Genomic DNA, 19,942 nt, shown 5'->3' with positions numbered 1-19,942 from the left:
AGCCTGCCGCCGTCCATGCATACCGCCGCAGAAAACAGGCGGGCCCGGTTGTTCGACGGGCCGAAAACGAATTGGAGAAAGACAGCATGAGCAACTGGTTAGTAGACAAACTGATCCCTTCGATCATGCGTTCCGAGGTGAAGAAAAGCTCGGTGCCTGAAGGTCTGTGGCACAAGTGCCCATCGTGCGATGCGGTGCTCTATCGTCCGGAGCTGGAAAAGACCCTGGACGTCTGCCCCAAGTGCAACCATCACATGCGCATTGGCGCCCGTGCCCGCATCGATATCTTCCTCGACGCCGAAGGCCGCGTTGAACTGGGTGCCGACCTGGAGCCAGTGGACCGCCTGAAGTTCCGTGATGGCAAGAAGTACAAGGATCGCCTGACCGCGGCCCAGAAGCAGACCGGCGAAAAAGACGCCCTGGTGTCCATGAGCGGCACCCTGTTGGGCATGCCGGTGGTGGTTTCCGCCTTCGAGTTCTCGTTCATGGGCGGTTCGATGGGTGCCATCGTCGGCGAGCGTTTCGTACGTGCCGCCAACTACGCCCTGGAAAACCGTTGCCCGATGATCTGCTTCGCCGCTTCCGGTGGTGCGCGGATGCAGGAAGCGTTGATTTCCCTGATGCAGATGGCCAAGACCTCGGCCGTACTGGCGCGTTTGCGTGAAGAAGGCCTGCCGTTTATCTCGGTGCTCACCGACCCGGTCTACGGTGGTGTTTCCGCCAGTCTGGCGATGCTCGGCGACGTGATCGTCGGCGAACCCAAGGCGCTGATCGGCTTCGCCGGCCCGCGCGTGATCGAGCAGACCGTGCGCGAGAAGCTGCCTGAAGGCTTCCAGCGCAGCGAGTTCCTGTTGGAACACGGCGCCATCGACATGATCGTCGCCCGCCAGGAACTGCGTCCACGCCTGGGCAACCTGCTGGCGCAGATGATGGGCCTGCCGACGCCTGAATACATCGCACTGCCTGTTGAACCTGTCATTGTCCCGCCGGTGCCTGCAAGCCTATGACCGAACGTACCCTGGGCGAGTGGCTCGCCTACCTGGAGCAATTGCACCCATCGGCCATCGACATGGGGTTGGAGCGCTCGCAAGAGGTAGCGAACCGCATGGGGCTGGGCAAGCCGGCGCCTCGGGTAGTGACCGTGACCGGCACCAATGGCAAGGGTTCGACCTGCGCCTTTGTTGCCTCGTTGCTGCAAGCGCAGGGGCTCAAGGTCGGCGTTTATAGTTCGCCGCACCTGCTGCGCTACAACGAACGTGTGCAAATCAACGGGGTCGAGGCGACGGACGCGCAGCTGTGCGCCGCTTTCGCCGCCCTCGATGCCGGGCGTGGCGAGACGTCCCTGACTTATTTCGAGATGGGCACCCTGGCCGCGCTCTGGTTGTTCGAGCGTGCGGGCCTGGATGTCGTGGTGCTCGAAGTCGGTCTGGGCGGACGCCTGGACACGGTCAATGTGGTGGATGCCGACCTGGCGTTGGTGACCAGTATCGGCGTCGATCATGCCGAATACCTGGGGAACACCCGCGAATCGGTGGCCTTTGAAAAGGCCGGGATCTTCCGTCCGGGCGCCCCGGCGCTGTGTGGCGACCTGAACCCGCCGCAGCCGCTGCTGGACAAGGCTCGCGAACTGGGTAGCCCGTTCTTCCTGCGCGGTCGGGATTTCGATCTCGGCCTCACCGATCTGAACTGGCAGTGGCGGGGTGTTGACCGCCAGGGTCAGGTGGTCGAGCTGCGGGATCTGCCGTTGCTCGGCTTGCCGATGGAAAATGCCGCCCTGGCGTTGCAAGCCTATCTGCTGATGGACTTGCCGTGGCAGCCGGAGCGGATTGTTCAGGCGTTGCTGGATACCCGTATTGTTGGTCGGCTGGATCGGCGTCAGCTGAACTGGCAAGGCAAGTCCCTGAGCTTGATGCTCGATGTCGGGCACAACCCCCATGCCGCCGAATACCTGGCCGAGCGCCTGGCGCGCAGTCCCTTGAAGGGGCGACGCCTGGCGGTGTTCGGGTTGTTGTCGGACAAGGATCTTGATGGCGTGGTCGGCCCGCTTGAGCGTCACGTCCAGCATTGGGCGGTGACGCCCTTGCAGACGCCGCGCAGTCGCCCGGCCGCTGAACTGCAAGCCGCCCTGGTCGCACGTAATGCGCCGGTCAGTGTCTATGGCAGTGTCGCCGCCGCGCTGGAAGGGCAATGTGCCCAGGCCACGGCGGATGACGAGATTCTGTTGTTCGGATCGTTTTTTTGTGTTGCCGAGGCGCTGGAGTGGCTGGCCCGGCGCGCCACGGAGGAGGCTGCCAATGGCAATGCTGGATAAAGCGTACAAACAACGGATGGTCGGTGCGCTGGTGCTGGTGGCGTTGGCGGTGATTTTCCTGCCGATGCTGTTTTCCCGCCAGGACGAGCAGCGCCAGGTTCGCGTCGAGGCGCCGACGGCGCCTCAGGCCTCGGCTCTGCCGCAGGTCAAGGTCGAGCCGGTGCCGGTTCCCGAGCCCCAGGTATTGCCCCAGGAACCGGTGCCGGGCGATGACGAGGTTGAGCAAACCCCGGTCCCTGTCGCGCCAGCGCCGGTCCCCAAACCCGTTGCTCCGGTTGTGGCGCCCAAGCCGGCAGCCCCGGTTGCGGTCGCCAAGCCCGCCCCGGCACCGGCGCAAACGCCGGCCCAGGTGGTTGCGGTGGCGCCGTCCAAGCTCGATACCACGCAAAATCGTGTGGACCCCAACGGCCTGCCGATCAGCTGGTCGGTGCAGTTGGCCAGCCTGTCCAGTCGTGACAGTGCCGAAAGCCTGCAAAAGACCCTGCGCAGCCAGGGCTACAACGCCTATATCCGTTCTTCCGATGGCAAGAACCGGGTCTTTGTCGGTCCGCTGATCGAGCGAGCCGAAGCCGATCGTCTGCGTGACCTGTTGGGTCGTCAGCAGAATCTGAAGGGCTTTGTCGTACGTTTCCAACCAGAACGCGGTTAAGCACGCGGCTTTGTATCGAAATGCTCTGACAATCGCCTTACCAGTGGGGCGGCGCTCTGCTAAAATGCGCCGCCTTATCCGTCTGTAGGCTGCACTGTGCCATTTACCTGGGTTGACTGGGCGATTATTGCGGTAATCGTCGTTTCTGCATTGATCAGCTTGAGCCGTGGTTTCGTCAAGGAAGCCCTGTCCCTGCTCACCTGGATCATTGCCGGCGCGGTCGCCTGGATGTTCGGTGGCTCGTTGTCCGTGTACCTGACCGACTATATCCAGACACCTTCGGCACGCGTGATCGCGGGCTGTGCAATCATGTTCGTCGCCACCCTGCTGGTGGGCGCCATGGTCAATTATCTTATTGGCGAGCTGGTTCGCGTCACCGGCCTGTCCGGGACCGACCGCTTCCTCGGCATGGCCTTTGGCGCCGCCCGTGGCGGGCTGCTGGTGGTGGTCGCCGTCGGGCTGTTGAGCCTGGGACCGGTCCAGCAGGATTCGTGGTGGCAGGGCTCTCAGCTCGTGCCAAAATTTCTATTGGTCGCCGACTGGTCCAAGAACCTCATCCTGGGGTGGAGCAGTCAGTGGCTAGCCAGCGGAATCAGCGTACCCGCTGACCTTCCGTTCAAGGAACATCTCTTGCCGGCCAAAACGCCTCAGTAAGTGCTGTTCAGTTCAGATTCATTAAGTAGGGGTTGCGTCGCATGTGTGGCATCGTCGGTATCGTCGGTAAGTCGAACGTCAATCAGGCGCTGTATGACGCGCTAACCGTGCTCCAGCACCGCGGCCAGGACGCTGCCGGTATCGTGACCAGCCATGATGGCCGGTTATTCCTGCGCAAGGACAACGGCCTGGTTCGCGATGTATTCCATCAGCGGCACATGCAGCGCCTGGTCGGTCACATGGGTATTGGTCATGTGCGTTATCCGACCGCAGGCAGTTCGACCTCGGCTGAAGCCCAGCCGTTCTATGTCAACTCTCCGTACGGCATCACCCTGGCACACAACGGTAACCTGACCAACGTTGAACAGTTGGCCAAGGAAATCTACGAGTCGGACCTGCGTCACGTCAACACCAACTCCGATTCGGAAGTGTTGCTCAACGTGTTCGCCCACGAGCTGGCCCAGCGTGGCAAGCTGCAACCGACCGAAGAAGACGTGTTCGCCGCAGTGACCGACGTGCATAACCGTTGCGTCGGCGGCTACGCGGTGGTGGCGATGGTCACCGGCTACGGTATCGTCGGTTTCCGCGATCCCCATGGCATCCGTCCGATCGTGTTCGGCCAGCGTCACACCGACGAAGGCGTCGAGTACATGATCGCCTCCGAAAGCGTGTCCCTGGACGTGCTCGGTTTCACCCTGATCCGCGACCTGGCACCGGGCGAAGCGGTGTACATCACCGAAGATGGCAAGCTGCACACCCGTCAATGCGCGACCAACCCGTCGCTGACCCCGTGCATCTTCGAACACGTCTACCTGGCCCGTCCGGATTCGATCATCGACGGTGTGTCGGTGTACAAGGCGCGTCTGCGCATGGGTGAGAAGCTGGCGGAGAAGATCCTGCGCGAGCGTCCGCAGCATGACATCGACGTGGTGATCCCGATCCCGGACACCAGCCGTACCTCGGCCTTGGAACTGGCGAACCACCTGGGCGTGAAGTTCCGCGAAGGTTTTGTGAAGAACCGCTACATCGGCCGTACCTTCATCATGCCGGGCCAGGCCGCCCGCAAGAAGTCGGTGCGCCAGAAGCTCAACGCCATCGAGCTGGAATTCCGCGGCAAGAACGTCATGCTGGTGGACGACTCCATCGTGCGTGGCACCACCTGCAAGCAGATCATCCAGATGGCCCGCGAAGCCGGCGCGAAAAACGTCTACTTCTGCTCGGCGGCCCCGGCGGTGCGTTACCCGAACGTCTACGGCATCGACATGCCGAGTGCCCACGAACTGATCGCCCACAACCGCACAACCCAGGACGTGGCTGATCTGATCGGCGCCGACTGGCTGATCTACCAGGACCTGCCGGACCTGATCGAGGCTGTCGGCGGTGGCAAGATCAAGATCGAAAACTTCGATTGCGCGGTGTTCGACGGCAAGTACGTCACCGGTGATATCGACGAGCACTACCTGGCCAAGATCGAGCAGGCGCGTAACGATGCGTCCAAGGTCAAGACCCAGGCGGTCAGCGCGATCATCGACCTGTACAACAACTGAGTAAATACCGGCCCTGAGGGGCCGGTTTTGTATCCTCCAAAGAATCGAGCAAGGAGTGGCAGCATGAGTCAGGAATGGGATGCCGGTCGGCTGGACAGCGACCTCGAAGGCGTAGGTTTCGACACCCTGGCCGTCCGCGCCGGTCAGCACCGTACGCCGGAAGGCGAGCACGGCGACCCGATGTTCTTCACCTCCAGCTACGTATTCCGCACCGCCGCCGATGCGGCGGCGCGTTTCGCCGGGGAAGTGCCGGGCAACGTTTATTCGCGCTACACCAACCCCACCGTGCGTTCGTTCGAAGAGCGCATCGCGGCCCTGGAAGGGGCTGAGCAAGCCGTTGCCACCGCGACCGGCATGGCGGCAATCCTCGCTGTGGTGATGAGCCTGTGCAGCGCCGGCGACCACGTGCTGGTCTCGCGCAGTGTGTTCGGCTCCACCATCAGCCTGTTCGAGAAGTACTTCAAGCGCTTCGGCATTGAAGTCGACTACGTGCCGTTGGCCGAGCTGTCCGGCTGGGACGCGGCGATCCGCCCGAATACCAAGCTGCTGTTCGTCGAGTCGCCCTCCAACCCGCTGGCTGAACTGGTGGATATCGCCGCATTGGCTGACATCGCTCACGCCAAGGGCGCGATGCTGGTGGTCGACAACTGCTTCTGCACCCCGGCCCTGCAACAGCCGTTGAAGCTGGGTGCGGACATCGTCGTGCATTCGGCAACCAAGTTCATCGACGGCCAAGGCCGTTGCATGGGCGGTGTAGTCGCCGGGCGTAGCGAGCAAATGAAGGAAATCGTCGGTTTCCTGCGGACTGCCGGGCCGACCCTCAGCCCGTTCAACGCCTGGATCTTCCTCAAGGGCCTGGAAACCCTGAACCTGCGCATGCGTGCCCACTGTGCCAATGCCCAGGCCCTGGCCGAGTGGCTGGAGCAGCAGGACGGCATCGAGAAGGTCCATTACGCCGGTCTCAAGAGTCACCCGCAGCACGAACTCGCCCAGCGTCAGCAGCGCGGTTTCGGGGCGGTGGTGAGCTTCGAGGTCAAGGGCGGCAAAGAGGGCGCCTGGCGCTTTATCGACGCCACCCGGCTGATCTCGATCACCGCCAACCTGGGTGACAGCAAGACCACCATCACCCACCCGAGCACCACGTCCCATGGCCGTCTGGCGCCGCAGGAACGTGAGGCCGCGGGCATTCGCGACAGCCTGATCCGTATCGCCGTCGGCCTCGAAGACGTTGCCGACCTGCAAGCCGACCTGGCCCGCGGATTGGCGGCCTTGTGATTGGAACAGCTGAAAGCTTTGAGCGGCAAGCTGCAAGTCAAAGCCAATCGGTGAGGCTGCCGCAGCCTCTCGCATCCTTTGACTTGGCGCCTGAAGCTTGTGGCTCGAAGCTGTTTTTGAAAAAAACTTCAAGCGGGCTATTGACTTAGGTCCGCTACCTGCGTAAATTTCGCGGCCTCAACGAAGCAAAGGGTGATTAGCTCAGCCGGGAGAGCATCTGCCTTACAAGCAGAGGGTCGGCGGTTCGATCCCGTCATCACCCACCATTCGTTGAGCTTCTCGCAAGAGAATCGGATGTTCCGCAAGGAGCCTCCAACCGACGCGCAGCGGTAGTTCAGTCGGTTAGAATACCGGCCTGTCACGCCGGGGGTCGCGGGTTCGAGTCCCGTCCGCTGCGCCATATTTGTACAGGTCGCCTTGTGCGGTCTGCGATTGAAAAGCACCGAAGCTTCTCGATCACGGGTTTCAAGATTTCAAAGGTTTCAACGGACGCAAGTCCGAGCGATACGCAGCGGTAGTTCAGTCGGTTAGAATACCGGCCTGTCACGCCGGGGGTCGCGGGTTCGAGTCCCGTCCGCTGCGCCATACACCGATTCAAGGCCCTTGAACTCCTTGAAGCAAAGAAAATGCCCCGGCTTGCCGGGGCTTTTTTTTGCCTGTTTTTTGTCAACGGCTACCCGCGCTTCGGGTGTCGATTTGAAATAAAACCCTGTTGGCGGCTTATTGCACCTTCCGCGTCCTGTGGATGTTTGAACCCGGTCATATAACTTTCTTATTTGCACTGTCATTCGACGTTGCAAACAGTCGCTATTAATCGCCGTTGATAGGGAACTTCGCGGCTGTCCGATCTAGGACTATTCCTATGTTTTCGTTCCCCCCCTTTGACTAGAGTGAATCCACGCAACGCCTGACTTGCCGTGTGCACAGGCGCCTGGGCTTAACGGCTTTCATTGTGGTTTAGCGTGCCTGCTGGGCATCTTTCATGGGGTTGGAATATGTCGATAAAAGAACTGATTCCTTATATTAATACCCTGCCTGACAGAGCCTGCGGAGCAAACTTGGAATACCGCGCAGACTTTATTCAACTGTTACAAGAAATAGACGGCGGCAATGAAGTTCAATACGGCGATCATGTTTATCCCGCGACGCCCGTGGACTGGCAGCGGGTACGCTCGCTGTGCCTGACACTGCTGGAAGAGTCCCTCGACTTGCGGGTGGCCGTCTGTCTGGCGCGGGCTTTGCTGGAGTTGCAGGGGCTGTCCGGTTTTATCGACGGGTTGCGGCTGATCGACAACCTGCTGCGTGAGCGCTGGGACGATGTTCATCCGCAGCTCCTGGCCGAAGACGATCACGATCCGCTGATGCGGCTCAATACCCTCGCTGAGTTGGCGGTACCGACCAGCGTGGTCCTGGTGCTCAAGCGTCAGCAACTGGGCAGCACCATGGGGCTTGAGCCGCTGCGTCTGGCCGATCTGGCCTGCATTGCCGAGTCCGCTGATGAGGAGGCCCGGACTCAGGGACTGGCACGCCTGGGCGGCCTGATCGAATCCCAGGCCCGCGCCGAGCTGGTTGAAAACCTGCTCTTGTTGAGGGCTCTGGTCGAGTTGATCGCGCAGATCGGCGTTTGCCTGGAGGAAAAAATCGCGGCGCCCGGTATTTCCCCCCTGGGTGGACTCGGGCGGACCCTGGACAAGTGGTGCCGCGTCGCCGAAGAGCGTTGCCGTGCCGTCTTGCCGCCGCCGGCCGACGACTCGCCACTGGCGGTGTTGGCCGCCGATGCGACTTGTCGAGCTCCGACCACCTGGAGTGGCGTCTGCCAGTCCCGCGAAGACGTGGTCCGTGCCCTGGACGCCATTTGCGCCTATTACGCCCACCACGAACCGTCGAGTCCGGTGCCCTTGCTGGCGGCCAGGACGCGTCGGCTGGCCACCATGAGTTTTCTCGAAGCGATCGCCGAACTGGTGCCGGGCAGTCTCGCCGACTTGCACGCCCTGGGCGGTATCGCCAATGACTAACACTTCTCTCCCTGTTCAGGTTGATCTCTATGTCCAATAACAACAGCCAGAAATTCATTGGGCGCAACCGTGCGCCACGGGTCCAGATCGAATATGACGTCGAGTTGTACGGCGCCGAAAAGACCATCGAGATTCCCTTTGTCAACGGTGTGTTCGCCGACCTCTCGGGGGCCAACCGTGCCGACCTGCCAGCGGTGGCCGAGCGCAAGTTCCTGGAAATCGATATCGACAACTTTGATGAGCGCATGGCGGCCATCGAACCTCAGGTCCGCATCAGTGTGCCCAACCAACTGACCGGGGAAGGGCAGATGGCGGTGTCACTCGCTTTCAAGAGCATGGATGACTTCTCGCCCGGCGCCGTGGCCCGCAATGTCGAGCCGCTGCGTGAGTTGCTGGAGGCGCGCAACCAGCTGGCCAACCTGCTGACCTACATGGACGGCAAGAGCGGCGCCGAGCAACTGATGGCCAAGTTGCTGGAAAACCCGGCGCTGATGCAGTCGCTGCTGGCCCAGGCCAAGCCGCCTGCCACCGAGTCCGAAGACTGATGCCTTCGATGATCGCTCCCTGAAACAGGTAAATACCCGTGTCCGTCACCCCTCAGAATCAGTCCGGCATCGATCCGGCGGTCGAACTGTCGCCCAGTGAATTCAACGACCTGCTGCAACGCGAGTTCAAGCCCCGTGGCGAACCGGTGCGCGAAGCCATCGAGAGTGCGGTGCAGACCCTGGCTCAACAGGCGCTGCGCACGACCCATCTGATCGCCCACGACACCCTCGGCACCATTCAGGCGCTGATCGGCGAAATCGACGCTCGGCTGTCGGCGCAGGTCAATGACATTCTCCATCACCCGGATTTCCAGGCCGTGGAAGCGGCCTGGCGTGGCCTCGATTATCTGGTGAGCAACACCGAGACCGATGAGAAACTCAAGATCCGCTTCCTCAACGTCGCCAAGGACGAAGTGGCCCGCGAGCTGAAGAAGTTCAAGGGCGCGGCCTGGGACCAGAGCCCGCTGTTCAAGAAGATCTACGAGCATGAGTACGGACAGCTGGGCGGCGAGCCGTTCGGCGTGCTGATCGCCGATTTCTATTTCGACAACAGCCCGCCGGATGTGGAACTGCTGGCCTCACTGGCGAAGATCGCCGCGGCGGCCCATGCGCCGCTGATCAGCGCGGCGTCGCCGGCGGTGATGCTGATGGACTCCTGGCGCGAGGTCGCCAACCCCCGCGACCTGAGCAAACTCTTCCTTACCCCGGAGCACGCTGCCTGGCGCAACCTGCGGCGCTCCGAGGATTCACGCTATATCGGCCTGACCATGCCGCGTTTCCTCGGGCGTATTCCCTACGGCGCGCGCACCGCGCCGGTGGAGGAGTTCGCCTTCGAGGAAGTCACCGAAGGTCAGGCACAGAACTACCTGTGGAGCAATGCCGCGTATGCCATGGGGATCAATATCAACCGCTCCTTCAAGGAGTACGGCTGGTGCTCGCGGATTCGCGGTATCGAGTCCGGCGGCGCCATCAGCGGCCTGCCGGTACACACCTATCCGACCGAGGAGGGCGGCGTCGACATGACCTGCCCGACCGAGGTCGCCATCAGTGATCGGCGCGAAGTGGAGTTGGCCAAGAATGGCTTCATGCCCCTGGTGCATTGCAAGAACACCTCGCTGGCGGCGTTTATCGGCGCGCAGTCCTTGCACTGTCCCCAGGAATACGACGACCCCGACGCCACCGCCAATGCGCAGTTGGCGGCGAGGTTGCCGTACCTGTTCGCCACCTGCCGCTTTGCCCATTACCTCAAGTGCATCGTGCGCGACAAGATCGGCTCCTTCAGTGAGCGCGAAGACATGGAGATCTGGCTCAACAATTGGATTGTCAAGTACGTCGAGCATAACCCGGCAACCGCCAGCGATGCCGACAAGGCGCGCAAACCGCTGGCGGGTGCCGAAGTGGTGGTGCAGGAAGTGGACGGCAGCCCGGGCTTTTACCAGGCCAAGTTTTTCCTGCGTCCCCACTATCAATTGGAAGGCCTGAGCGTATCCCTGCGACTGGTCTCCCAACTGCCCTCGGTCAAAGGCTGAGGGGTTCACGCCCGACCGGGGCCTGGCCTCGGAACAGGTGCTTAACCATTCAAATAAATGTTGGAGTCCGCATGATTGTATTGAAATTCAAAACCGAGATTAAGGGGAACTGCCAGGAGAAGGATCACCAGGGCTGGATCGTGATCGACTCCTGGGGATTCAGCAGCGGTCGTTCGATTGCCATTGGCAATGACCGTGAGCCGAGTGTCGGCCATGTCACCGAGATCACCTTGAACAAGACCACCGATATCGCCTCGCCCAATCTGTTTATCGAGTCGGTCAGCGGCAAGTCCCTGGAAGAGGCGACCCTGCGGGTCATCCAGACCAGCGGCAGCTCGACCAGCAAGAACGAACCCTACGTCGAGTTCACGCTGACCGCACCGATCATCAGCAGCTACTCCATCAGCGGTGGCAGCGACCGTCCGACCGAGACCTTCCAGATCAGCTTCACCTCCATGAAGTACAAGTACAAACACTTCGTTGACGGCAAGTCGGTTGCCGAACTTGAAAAGAGCTACAACCTGCTCAGCAATACCACCGTGTGATCGAACGTCGGCGGATCCTGCAGCCTGCTGCGGGATGCGCCGGTGCCTGGGGTTTTTCAGGAGGATTTTCATGAACACGTCCATGACACCACTGCTCGAACGCCTGCTGCGTCCCGCGAACCCTGGCGAACAGGTGACCCGGCGCCGGGCAGGAGCGGGCGCGCAGCAAGAGCTGGAACACCTGTGCCGGGATCTCACCTTGTTGTTCAATGCCACCGGCCTCGGGGCGATTTGCCCGCTGGGCAGTCAGCCCCACGTCACCCGTTCGGTGCTCAACTACGGACTGGGCAACCTGGCGGGGGTGGTGCTGTCGAGCATCGATACGCAGAAGCTCGAGAGCCGCATCCGTGAAATCGTCCTGGATTTCGAACCGCGCATTCTGCGTTATAGCGTCGCGGTGCAGCTGCTGTCGGCGAGGGCCTGCTGCGCCAGCCTGAATTTTCTGATCGAAGGTGAGATCCGCGGCCTCGATGCGTTGCACGCCTTCCGCCTGGAGTCAGCCTGGAACATCGAGAGCGGTGAGGTGCGGGTCCGTCCCTATGGCCGCCCGTCTGCCCATGGATGAGCGGTTGCTGCGGCATTACGAACGTGAGCTGAGTTTCCTGCGTGAAGCCGGTGCCGAGTTTGCCGAGGACTATCCGAAGATTGCCGCCACCCTGGGGCTGCGCCCCGAGGAGGTGACCGACCCGTCGGTGGAGCGCTTGCTGGAGGGGCTGAGTTTTCTCACCGCCCGTGTGCAACTGCAAATGGAGGCTGAATTCCCGCGTTTTACCGAGAGCCTGCTGGAGCTGGTGCAACCGCAGCAGTTGTTGCCGGTGCCGTCCATGGCGGTGCTGCAGTTTTCCCCGGATTTGCAGGAGGGATCGCTGGTCTCGGGGTTCACCTTGCCGGCCGATAGCGTGGTGCGCTCGTTGGGCGAAACGGCCGGGCAAGACCCTCGTTGCGAATTTCGCAGCCTGCGCCCGGTGACGCTCTGGCCCCTGGCGCTGGAGTCGGCCGATTACTTGCCCAGCGCCGGGCTGCTCAAGGGCTTGCCCGCCAGTGTGCTCAGGCAGGACGGCGGCGCCCTGCGCCTGCGCCTGCGGACCACTGCCGGGGTGTCTTTCGAGCAACTGGCGCTGGAGGAGTTGACGCTTTTTCTGCGCGGCGACGACTCGCTGCCGCTGGCCGTCCAGGAAGCCTTGCTGACCCGCGCCGAAGGCCTGTTCGTGCGTTGCGGCGAAGGCGAGGGCGGGTGGAGTTCGCGGATCGACCCCGAGCATATCCGCCAGCCGCAGCCGGGTCCTCCTTCCAGCCAGTATGCGCGATCGTTGAACAGTGACGCGGTGTGTGCGCAGCTCAAGACCTTTCTCGCCTTCGCCGAGGGTGAACGCTTTGTCAGCCTGGGTGGCCTGGGGCCGGCGTTGCGCAATTGTCCGGCGCGCAGCCTGGAGCTGGTGGTGGTCTTCGCGCCCCTGTCACAACCCTTGTCGGCGCTGCTCAATGCCAGTCACTTCGGCCTGTTCTGCGTGCCGGTGATCAACCTGTTCCGCAAGCGGGTCGAGCGTATTGTCGTCGATCCTTATCGGCATGATTTGCCACTGGTGGTCGACAAGGCCCGGCCACTCGCCTACGAGATCCAGGAGGTGCTGGCGGTCCATGGTTATGCCGCCGGCTCCAAGGAGCGCCAGGTCATCCTGCCGTTGTATGCCCCGCAACGGCTGGACGCGGATGATCGTCGCCTGGCGGGTTTCTACCAGATGCAGCGTACGCCCAGTCGCGTTCCACAGCGTTTTGTCGACGGGCAGCGGCGTTATCGCGGCTATGACGCCAGCCTGGTGGTGGCGCTGGAGGCGGGCGCCGAGTTGCAGCGCCTGGCGGTGGACGTGCTGTGCTCCAACCGAGACCTGCCTTTGCGCCTGCCCCTGGGGGCGGGCAACACCGACTTTGTCCTCGACGTGGGCGCCCCGGTGCTGGCGATCCGTTGTGTGGCCGGCCCCTCGCGACCGCTGTCTGCGCCGTCCCAGGGCGACCGGCAATGGCAGGTGGTGCGACAGCTGTCGCGTAACTACCTGCCCCTGGCTCACCGCGAGGGTGCAGCCGGGGCCCAGGCCTTGCGCGAGCTGTTGGCGCATTACCTGCCCGAGGACGACAGCAGTCGGCACAAGTTGCTGCAAGGCATTGTCTCGTTGCGCGCGCAGGTCGTCACCCGGCGCTTGCCCGGGGCCGGACCGGTGGCCTTCGGTCGCGGCCTGAACTTGACCCTGGTCCTCGACGACGCCGCCTGCGAAGGCACCGGGACCTATCTGTTCGGCGCCGCGCTGGAGCGTTTTTTTGTTCGTTATGCCGCGCTCAATGCCTTTATGCAGACCGAGTTGCACAGTGTGAGCCGAGGGCTGATCAAGACCTGGCAGGCGAGGGCGGGTCAATGCATGATCTGGTAGACCCACCGCCCGACCTGGTCGCGCAGCCCTGGCGCTACGACTTTTTCGCCGCGCTGCGTTTGCTCGAGCGCACTTACCCCGATGTGCCGCGCTGGGGCACCGCGCAGCGCCTGGGTGACGACCCGTTGCGCCTGGCGCAGCACGTCTCGCTGGCCTTCGAGCCGGCGATGATCGCCCAACTGCGCCTGCGCGAGGGCCGTGCCGCGTTGCTGGCGGTGAACTTCTTCGGCCTGACGGGGGCGAACGGGCCGATGCCCCTGCATTTCAGCGAAGATGTGCTGTCGCGCCAGATCAACCATGGCGACAGTACCCTGGCGAACTTTCTCGACGTGTTTCATCACCGCCTGCTGAGCCTGCTTTATCGAAGCTGGGCGCGGGTGCGGCCAGTGGTCTGGGCCGATCGCCCGGCCGACGACCGCTTTGCCGACTATGTGTCGGCGTTCTCTCCGGGTGAGTCCCGTGCCTTGCCCAGCGCCACGCGCTTCTACGCGCCGCAATTGATTGATCAACGCCGCAGTGCCGCCGGCTTGCTGGCCCTGGTTCGGGATCTGCTGCGCCTGCCGGTCGCACTGAGCACCCTGGGCCGGCATCGGACCGTCCTGGCCTTCGATGAGCGCTTGCAACTGGGCCGGCGGCGCGAGTCGGCGCGGCTGGGCGGGGCTGCGTTGCTGGGGCGGCGGTTGTGGAATATCCAGCACGGTTTCTGCCTGCACCTGGGGCCGTTGTCCTGGGCGGACTATCAGCACCTGCTACCCGGAGGGCGTTACTTCGAAGCCTTGTGCCAACTGGTCGAGTGTTATGTCGGTCCGGCTTTGCAGTGGGATCTCGATCTGCGTCTGGAGTCGGGGCAGCGGCCAGGTCTGCGCTTGGGGGCGCCACAAGGCCTGGGGCGTGGCTGCTGGTTGGGGCACAGGTGTGCGGCGACACCGGGGTGGCGCTTCGAGCCCGCCCGTTTCCAGCGCGCCACCCCGACCAGCGCCGGTTGATTTAGGAGTTATCCGATACCCCACGGGGCACCCTTCACTGACACTGCACGGGCTTTCCATGGATGTCTGTCTGGAGCCCGCATGAATCAGCAAGTTGTTATGGGGGCCTTGCTCTCCTGTTCGTTCGGCGCTGCACCGGCGCGCCTGAGTGTATTGCCACTGGGGCGGGTCACGGCCGAAGGTCAGCCGGCGGCGAACATTCTCGATCATCAGCCCCTGGTCAATATCCCGACCTTCGGTCTCTGCCGCAGCCCGGCCAACCCCCAGGTCGCGGCGGCAACGGCCGCCGCCATGGGCGTGCTGACGCCGATGCCCTGTGTGCCCGCCACCGCTACACCCTGGCAGCCCGGCGCGGCGCGGACACGGATTGCCAAGCTGCCGGCCCTGGATAACCGCTGTACCTGCCAGTGCAACTGGGGCGGCCAGATCCGCGTCAACGCCAGCGCCACCCTCAAGACCACGATTGCCTGAGCGAGCCCCTGTCACCATGTCCGAAAACACCTACCACCGTGTCCAGGTGCCTGGCATCGACGCCAAGCTGTCGTTGCTCGACCTGATGGGCCGGGAAGGGCTGAGCCAGATCGGTGAGTACGAACTGACCTTCTCGTGTGCCGATGACGGCTTGCAGGTCGATGATTTGCTGGGCCGTCCGCTGGCACTGAGTCTCGGTGTCGAAGCGTCACGGGCGCGGCATATCCACGGCTATATCAGCGCCTTCAGTGCCATGGGCTGGGTCAAGCGTCAGGCGTGCTACCGGGTTTCCCTCAGGCCCTGGCTGTGGTTTCTGACGCAGTCCCGGCGCCAGCGGATCTTTCAGAACCTGACCCTCAAACAGGTGCTCGAAGAGGTCTTCGGCGACTACCCCGCCAGCGTCGACTGGCAGGCCGAATGCCCGGAGCCGATGGAATATTGCGTGCAGTTCGGCGAAAGCGACTTTGCCTTTTTCAGCCGTTTGCTGGAGGACGCGGGTCTCTACTATTTCTTCGAGCATCAAGCTGACGATCATCTGTTGGTGATCACCGATTCGATGAGCGCGCACAAGCCGGTGCAGCACTTACGGGAAATGAGCTACCGGCCCAGCCAGGACAAGGTCCCGGGCAGCATGCTGAACTGGGAAACCCATGGCGAACTGCGGCCCGGGATGTTCAGCCTGGTGGATTTCGATTTCACCAAGGCCAGCAACCGTGAAGCCAGCGTCCTGTCGGCGAGTCATGGCGCGGCGGCGACGGCGCGCCACGGCGATTATCGACAAGAAGATTTTCCAGGGCGGTTCAGCCGTAGCGAATCTGGCGAAGCCCTGGCGCGGGTCCGACTCGAAGCCGCGCATGCCCGGCAGCAGTGGCGCTGGGGCGTCAGCCAGTCGCCGTACCTGGTGCCCGGGCAATGCTTCACGCTGGTCGATCACCCGCGCGCCGAGCAGAACAGCGATTACCTGATCGTGGCCGCAACCCTGCAGTTCGATGCCACGACCGAGCTGCGTTGCGAGGTCGAGGCGATCCCGACCACCCAGGTGTTCCGTGCGCCTATACAGACTGCGCGGCCGTTGATCGCCGGGCCCCAGACGGCCTTTGTGGTGGGCAAGGAAGGCGATCCGATCTGGGTCGACGAGTTCGGCCGGATCAAGGTGCAGTTTCACTGGGACAACAGTGGGCGGCGTCACGAGGATTGTTCCTGCTGGGTCCGGGTCGCCCAACCGACGGCCGGCAAGCGCTGGGGGGCACTGTTTGTGCCACGGGTCGGCCAGGAAGTGGTGGTGGAATTCCTCGGCGGCGACCCCGACCGGCCCCTGGTCACCGCCGGGCTCTATAACGCGGGTCACCGGCCACCCTGGGAGCTGCCGGCCCAGGCGGCCCGCAGTGGTCTCAAATCGCAGTCCCTGGGCGAGCAGGATGTCTACAACGAGTTGCGCTTCGACGACAGGAAGGGCCGTGAGCAGTTGCTGATCCATGCCGGACGCAACCAGGACCTGACAGTGCGCAACGATGCCTTCGCCAGCATCGGCAACGACTGGCACCTGACGGTCGGCGCCAACCAGTTTCTCAAGGTCGAGGAGGATCTCCATGAGTCCGTGGGTGGTCAGCGCAACACGCGGATCGACGCCGATTATTCGCTGGATATCGCGGGCGACAGCCATTGCAGGATTGCCGGCCAATGGCAGTCGACAGCGGCCGACATGGATTTCAAGGCCCACGGCAATCTGGTGCTGGAAGCCGGCAAGAGCCTGACCCTCAAGGTCGGTGCCAGCACCCTGGTGCTCAGCACCGCGGGCGTGGCGATCAACGGCAAGAGCATCAGCCTCGACGGCTCGGCTTCGGTCGATATCAATGGCGGTGCCGCTGCGGCCAGCACCTCGGCCAAGTCGGCGAAACCGGCGGCGGCCAAGCCACCCAAGGAGGCGGACGATGGTCGCGATTAAACCTGGGTTTCGCTGCGTCACCTGGCTGCTGTTGGCGTTGGCACTGCCAGGCTGCAGCGGGTTCTGGTCTGACGAACCGCCGCCTGAACCGCGTATCGGTTTGTCCCTGGAAGCGGCATTGGACAGCAATCCCGACCTGCATGGCCGGCCGTCACCGGTGATCGTCAGGCTCCTGCAACTGGCCGACAGCAAGCGCCTGGAACAGGTCGAGCTGTTCCAGTCCGAAGCCGCGGCCGAGCAGGCGCTGGGCCGTGATCTGCTACGCCAGGAGTCGCTGTTGCTGCGCCCGGGCCAGCAGCAGGAGCAGGTTTTTCTTCCGGTGCCGGGCACCCGCTTTATCGCGCTGGTGGTCGAGTACCGCAATATCGACCATGCCCAGTGGTGGGCCTGGGCCGAAATCGACCCGACGCGTCCCTCGCGGCTGACGGCCCTGGTGGCTCGCCAGCGTGTGGCGTTGACGTCAGCGCCGGCAGAGGAGAAGGCCGATGAGTAGTCACGACGGTGTCGTCTGGTCCGAAGGCATGTTTCTGCTGCCGCAGCACTTCCAGCAGCAGGAGCGCCATAACCGGGCCCGGCTGGCTCAGGTTCTGCGCGCCGTGCAACCCCATGGCTGGGGCTTTGCCGCGCTGAAAATCGAGGCCGCGCAGTTGGCTCTGGGGACCCTGGCCTTGAGCGCCTGCGAAGGGATCATGCCCGATGGTAGCCCCTTCGCCCTGACGGACGAGGAGTTGGTCCAGCTGCGTTATCCGGTGGCCGACAGCGAGCGTGATGTGCAATTGGTGTTGGCCCTGGCGCTCAATCGCCCAGGAGCGGTGGACACCGAAACCGCCCCGGGGGACGACAGTCTGGCCCGTTACCGGATCAGCGAAGTTCTGGTCGCCGACGCCAATACCGAAGGTGGCGAGCCGGCCTGTGTGCAGGTCAGTCGCCTGAACCTGAAGCTGGCGCGGGAGGCTGACGTCGCCGCCTCCCATGTCTTTTTGCGCGTGGCCCGGGTGGTGGAGCGCACTGCCGCGGGCCTGGTGGTGCTCGACCGGCAACAGGTGGCACCGTTGCTGGCCTGGCGTTGTTCGCCGGTGCTGGCGCGCTCCGTCGACGAACTGATCGCCCGCGCCCGCCAACGCGGCACAGCCCTGGCCGGTGGGCTGGGTCAGGGCGGGCTTGGCGGGCTGACGGAGATCCAGCAGTACGTGATGCTGCAAAGCGTCAACCGCGCCGAAAGCCTGCTGATGCACCTGGCCAGCCAACCGGCGTTGCACCCCGAATTGCTGTACCGCGAGCTGGTGCGGCTGGCCGGTGAACTGGCGATTTTCTGCCAGGAGCGCAAGCGTCCCAGGGCTTATCCGCCATACCGTCACGACCGCCTGGGGGAGAGCTTTGTGCCGCTGATCCAGGACCTGTTGCAGGCGTTGAGTGCGGTGGCCAGTGCCGAGGTGGTGACCCTGGCGCTCAAGAACGGTGCCTTTGGCTTTCGTTTTGCCCAGGTGCCGGATATCAACCTGTACCCATCGGCGCGTTTCATTCTCGCGGTCCGCGCACAGGTGCCCGACGAGGAGTTGCGCAAAAGTTTCCCCAACTGCTTGAAGATCGGTCCGGCCGAGCGCCTGCACGACCTGGTGAACCTGCAGTTGCCGGGGTTGGCGATCCAGGTGCTGCCAACAGCACCCAGGGAGCTGCCTTACTATCCTGGCTTCAGCTATTTCCAGCTGTCGAGCGAGCATCCCCTGTGGGCTGATCTGGTGGACACCAGCGGTTTCGGTTTGCATGTGGCCGGCTCGTTTCCGGGACTGCAATTGGCGTTCTGGGCCATCAGGGAGGCGTGATGGCGTTTGCCCGAATGGCTTTCGGATCGCGCCAAGACGCCCGCGCCAGCGAGCGTGTCCAGGCCGGGCCGGCGGCTGCCGACGAAAACCTCTGCACGCTGGCTGACGACCTGCTGCATGAAGTGGTGGTGTTCCAGCGCCTGAGGCGCCAGCCCGACTTGCCGGCGCTGCGTTTGCGCCTGATCGCCCGGGTGCGGACCTTCCAGCAGCAAGCCCTGGCTTGCGGTATCGAGTCACGCATTGTGTTACGTGCCCGTTATGCCCTGTGCACCTTGCTCGACGAAATCATCGCCAGCAGCGAATGGGCCCGGGGCGCCTGGTCACGCCACAGCCTGCTGATGACCTTTCACCAGGAAGCCGAGGGCGGCGAAGGTTTCTTCGCCAATCTGGACGCGGCGCAGCTCAAGCCGGTAGAGCATTTGGCGTTGCTCGAGCTGATGTACCTGTGTCTGGCGCTGGGCCTGGAGGGGCGTTATCGAATCCAGCGCGAAGGCCGTTCGATCCTGGCCCTCAAACGTGCCCAGCTCTACGAAACCCTGCGCCTGCACCGCGAGCGTTATCCACGTCCGTCGCTGAAAACCGCGCTGCCGGGCAGGTGGCCACGGCATGCGCTGCGCTGGACCTTGGGCGGCCTGCTGGTGTTGCTGATTGGCCTCGCGGTTGCGGGTGCATACGACCTGCAGATGCGTTCCAGCCAGCAGTGGCTTGAATTGTCGCGGCTGTCGTCAGCCGAGCTAGCACTCCCTTCCGTGCCGGCGACCTTGCCTACGCTGGCTGAGCGTCTGGCCGAGGATATCCAGGCCGGCCGCTTGACGTTGCACGATGAGGCGGGTGCCGTGCGACTGTTGCTCGGCACCACGCAGTTGTTTACCCCGGGTGGCAGCGTGATCGCTCCAGAGAGTCGAGCGACCTTGCAGCGTATCGCCACGGTGCTGGCGGATTGGCCGGGGGCTATCCGGATCATCGGACACAGTGACGCCACCCCCGTTGGCAAGGGTTTGGTTTCCAACCAGCAGCTCTCGCTGCGGCGCGCCCGTGCGGTGTTGTTCGAGATGTTCGGCGAGGCGGCCGATCTCGGGCGTGTCCAGGTCCTGGGGCGTGGCGCCAGTGAGCCACGGGTGCCGAATGACAGCGCGGACAACCGGGCGCGCAATCGTCGGGTAGAGATTGTGCTCGAACCGCTGTGACCGCCATCGCCCTGCCGTGGGCACTTCACCTATTTGC

Annotated in this window: 18 protein-coding genes and 3 tRNA genes; all 21 read left to right on the top strand. The window is 63.3% G+C overall.

Annotated features, from left to right (window positions below; translation table 11 throughout):
* Nucleotides 1-86 precede the first annotated feature (86 nt).
* On the top strand, nucleotides 87-1,007 hold the full coding sequence (gene accD / locus HX866_RS13645) for an acetyl-CoA carboxylase, carboxyltransferase subunit beta (protein WP_177092278.1): 921 nt from the start codon (nucleotides 87-89) through the stop codon (nucleotides 1,005-1,007).
* Entirely contained in the window at nucleotides 1,004-2,311 is a 1,308-nt protein-coding gene (folC, locus tag HX866_RS13640) for a bifunctional tetrahydrofolate synthase/dihydrofolate synthase (RefSeq protein WP_177139987.1), read from the top strand. The genes accD and folC overlap by 4 nt, the downstream gene beginning before the upstream one ends.
* Complete coding sequence (locus HX866_RS13635; protein WP_177139986.1) at nucleotides 2,295-2,960, top strand: SPOR domain-containing protein; 666 nt, start codon at nucleotides 2,295-2,297, stop codon at nucleotides 2,958-2,960. Before folC ends, HX866_RS13635 begins: the two co-directional genes overlap by 17 nt.
* 96 nt (nucleotides 2,961-3,056) lie before the next feature.
* Nucleotides 3,057-3,614, top strand: a complete 558-nt coding sequence (locus tag HX866_RS13630; RefSeq protein ID WP_177092275.1) for a CvpA family protein — start codon at nucleotides 3,057-3,059, stop codon at nucleotides 3,612-3,614.
* A gap of 41 nt (nucleotides 3,615-3,655) precedes the next feature.
* Nucleotides 3,656-5,161 carry an amidophosphoribosyltransferase gene (gene purF / locus HX866_RS13625; protein ID WP_100942976.1) on the top strand — a complete coding sequence of 502 codons (1,506 nt, stop codon included), beginning with the start codon at nucleotides 3,656-3,658 and terminating at the stop codon, nucleotides 5,159-5,161.
* Nucleotides 5,162-5,224: 63 nt separating this feature from the next.
* Nucleotides 5,225-6,436 carry an O-succinylhomoserine sulfhydrylase gene (locus HX866_RS13620; RefSeq protein WP_177100483.1) on the top strand — a complete coding sequence of 404 codons (1,212 nt, stop codon included), beginning with the start codon at nucleotides 5,225-5,227 and terminating at the stop codon, nucleotides 6,434-6,436.
* Nucleotides 6,437-6,626: 190 nt separating this feature from the next.
* A tRNA-Val gene (locus HX866_RS13615) sits at nucleotides 6,627-6,702 on the top strand.
* 57 nt (nucleotides 6,703-6,759) lie between these two features.
* Nucleotides 6,760-6,836 (top strand) — tRNA-Asp (locus tag HX866_RS13610).
* A gap of 108 nt (nucleotides 6,837-6,944) precedes the next feature.
* Nucleotides 6,945-7,021 (top strand) — tRNA-Asp (locus tag HX866_RS13605).
* 410 nt (nucleotides 7,022-7,431) lie between these two features.
* The gene (gene tssA / locus HX866_RS13600; protein ID WP_177139985.1) at nucleotides 7,432-8,451 is read left to right on the top strand and encodes a type VI secretion system protein TssA; all 1,020 of its coding nucleotides are present in this window, start codon (nucleotides 7,432-7,434) and stop codon (nucleotides 8,449-8,451) included.
* Nucleotides 8,452-8,480: 29 nt separating this feature from the next.
* Nucleotides 8,481-8,996, top strand: coding sequence for a type VI secretion system contractile sheath small subunit (gene tssB, locus HX866_RS13595; protein ID WP_177092272.1), 516 nt, complete (start codon nucleotides 8,481-8,483; stop codon nucleotides 8,994-8,996).
* A 38-nt stretch (nucleotides 8,997-9,034) separates the two neighbouring features.
* Nucleotides 9,035-10,525 (top strand): type VI secretion system contractile sheath large subunit, encoded by a 1,491-nt coding sequence (tssC, locus tag HX866_RS13590; RefSeq protein ID WP_177092271.1) that lies wholly within the window; start codon nucleotides 9,035-9,037, stop codon nucleotides 10,523-10,525.
* Between the two features lie 71 nt (nucleotides 10,526-10,596).
* Nucleotides 10,597-11,070, top strand: coding sequence for a type VI secretion system tube protein Hcp (locus tag HX866_RS13585; protein WP_177092270.1), 474 nt, complete (start codon nucleotides 10,597-10,599; stop codon nucleotides 11,068-11,070).
* A gap of 70 nt (nucleotides 11,071-11,140) precedes the next feature.
* Nucleotides 11,141-11,635: a type VI secretion system baseplate subunit TssE gene (locus HX866_RS13580; protein ID WP_177092269.1), complete on the top strand. Its 495-nt coding sequence runs from the start codon at nucleotides 11,141-11,143 to the stop codon at nucleotides 11,633-11,635.
* A complete protein-coding gene (tssF, locus tag HX866_RS13575; protein ID WP_256344923.1) occupies nucleotides 11,610-13,493 on the top strand; it encodes a type VI secretion system baseplate subunit TssF in 1,884 nt (627 codons plus the stop codon). The genes HX866_RS13580 and tssF overlap by 26 nt, the downstream gene beginning before the upstream one ends.
* The gene (gene tssG / locus HX866_RS13570; protein WP_177139984.1) at nucleotides 13,478-14,479 is read left to right on the top strand and encodes a type VI secretion system baseplate subunit TssG; all 1,002 of its coding nucleotides are present in this window, start codon (nucleotides 13,478-13,480) and stop codon (nucleotides 14,477-14,479) included. Before tssF ends, tssG begins: the two co-directional genes overlap by 16 nt.
* A gap of 81 nt (nucleotides 14,480-14,560) precedes the next feature.
* Nucleotides 14,561-14,950 (top strand): DUF4280 domain-containing protein, encoded by a 390-nt coding sequence (locus HX866_RS13565; protein WP_177092267.1) that lies wholly within the window; start codon nucleotides 14,561-14,563, stop codon nucleotides 14,948-14,950.
* Nucleotides 14,951-14,966: 16 nt separating this feature from the next.
* Nucleotides 14,967-16,895, top strand: a complete 1,929-nt coding sequence (locus tag HX866_RS13560; RefSeq protein WP_177139983.1) for a type VI secretion system Vgr family protein — start codon at nucleotides 14,967-14,969, stop codon at nucleotides 16,893-16,895.
* Nucleotides 16,882-17,388, top strand: a complete 507-nt coding sequence (tssJ, locus tag HX866_RS13555) for a type VI secretion system lipoprotein TssJ (protein WP_177139982.1) — start codon at nucleotides 16,882-16,884, stop codon at nucleotides 17,386-17,388. Before HX866_RS13560 ends, tssJ begins: the two co-directional genes overlap by 14 nt.
* Nucleotides 17,381-18,718, top strand: coding sequence for a type VI secretion system baseplate subunit TssK (tssK, locus tag HX866_RS13550; protein ID WP_177139981.1), 1,338 nt, complete (start codon nucleotides 17,381-17,383; stop codon nucleotides 18,716-18,718). Before tssJ ends, tssK begins: the two co-directional genes overlap by 8 nt.
* Nucleotides 18,718-19,905 (top strand): type IVB secretion system protein IcmH/DotU, encoded by a 1,188-nt coding sequence (gene icmH, locus HX866_RS13545; protein WP_218179696.1) that lies wholly within the window; start codon nucleotides 18,718-18,720, stop codon nucleotides 19,903-19,905. Before tssK ends, icmH begins: the two co-directional genes overlap by 1 nt.
* The last annotated feature ends 37 nt before the right edge of the window (nucleotides 19,906-19,942 follow it).

The organism is Pseudomonas gingeri (genome assembly GCF_013386165.1).
Classification (GTDB): domain Bacteria; phylum Pseudomonadota; class Gammaproteobacteria; order Pseudomonadales; family Pseudomonadaceae; genus Aquipseudomonas; species Aquipseudomonas gingeri_C.
Note: the sequence above shows the minus strand (reverse complement) of the source record. Positions and strands in the feature narration are given on the sequence as shown.

Coding starts and splice junctions, on each gene's coding strand:
- accD (WP_177092278.1), top strand. CDS start 87: ATGAGCAACTGGTTAGTAGACAAACTGATCCCTTCGATCATGCGTTCC.
- folC (WP_177139987.1), top strand. CDS start 1,004: ATGACCGAACGTACCCTGGGCGAGTGGCTCGCCTACCTGGAGCAATTG.
- HX866_RS13635 (WP_177139986.1), top strand. CDS start 2,295: ATGGCAATGCTGGATAAAGCGTACAAACAACGGATGGTCGGTGCGCTG.
- purF (WP_100942976.1), top strand. CDS start 3,656: ATGTGTGGCATCGTCGGTATCGTCGGTAAGTCGAACGTCAATCAGGCG.
- HX866_RS13620 (WP_177100483.1), top strand. CDS start 5,225: ATGAGTCAGGAATGGGATGCCGGTCGGCTGGACAGCGACCTCGAAGGC.
- tssA (WP_177139985.1), top strand. CDS start 7,432: ATGTCGATAAAAGAACTGATTCCTTATATTAATACCCTGCCTGACAGA.
- tssB (WP_177092272.1), top strand. CDS start 8,481: ATGTCCAATAACAACAGCCAGAAATTCATTGGGCGCAACCGTGCGCCA.
- HX866_RS13585 (WP_177092270.1), top strand. CDS start 10,597: ATGATTGTATTGAAATTCAAAACCGAGATTAAGGGGAACTGCCAGGAG.
- HX866_RS13580 (WP_177092269.1), top strand. CDS start 11,141: ATGAACACGTCCATGACACCACTGCTCGAACGCCTGCTGCGTCCCGCG.
- tssF (WP_256344923.1), top strand. CDS start 11,610: ATGGCCGCCCGTCTGCCCATGGATGAGCGGTTGCTGCGGCATTACGAA.
- tssG (WP_177139984.1), top strand. CDS start 13,478: ATGCATGATCTGGTAGACCCACCGCCCGACCTGGTCGCGCAGCCCTGG.
- HX866_RS13565 (WP_177092267.1), top strand. CDS start 14,561: ATGAATCAGCAAGTTGTTATGGGGGCCTTGCTCTCCTGTTCGTTCGGC.
- HX866_RS13560 (WP_177139983.1), top strand. CDS start 14,967: ATGTCCGAAAACACCTACCACCGTGTCCAGGTGCCTGGCATCGACGCC.
- tssJ (WP_177139982.1), top strand. CDS start 16,882: ATGGTCGCGATTAAACCTGGGTTTCGCTGCGTCACCTGGCTGCTGTTG.
- tssK (WP_177139981.1), top strand. CDS start 17,381: ATGAGTAGTCACGACGGTGTCGTCTGGTCCGAAGGCATGTTTCTGCTG.
- icmH (WP_218179696.1), top strand. CDS start 18,718: ATGGCGTTTGCCCGAATGGCTTTCGGATCGCGCCAAGACGCCCGCGCC.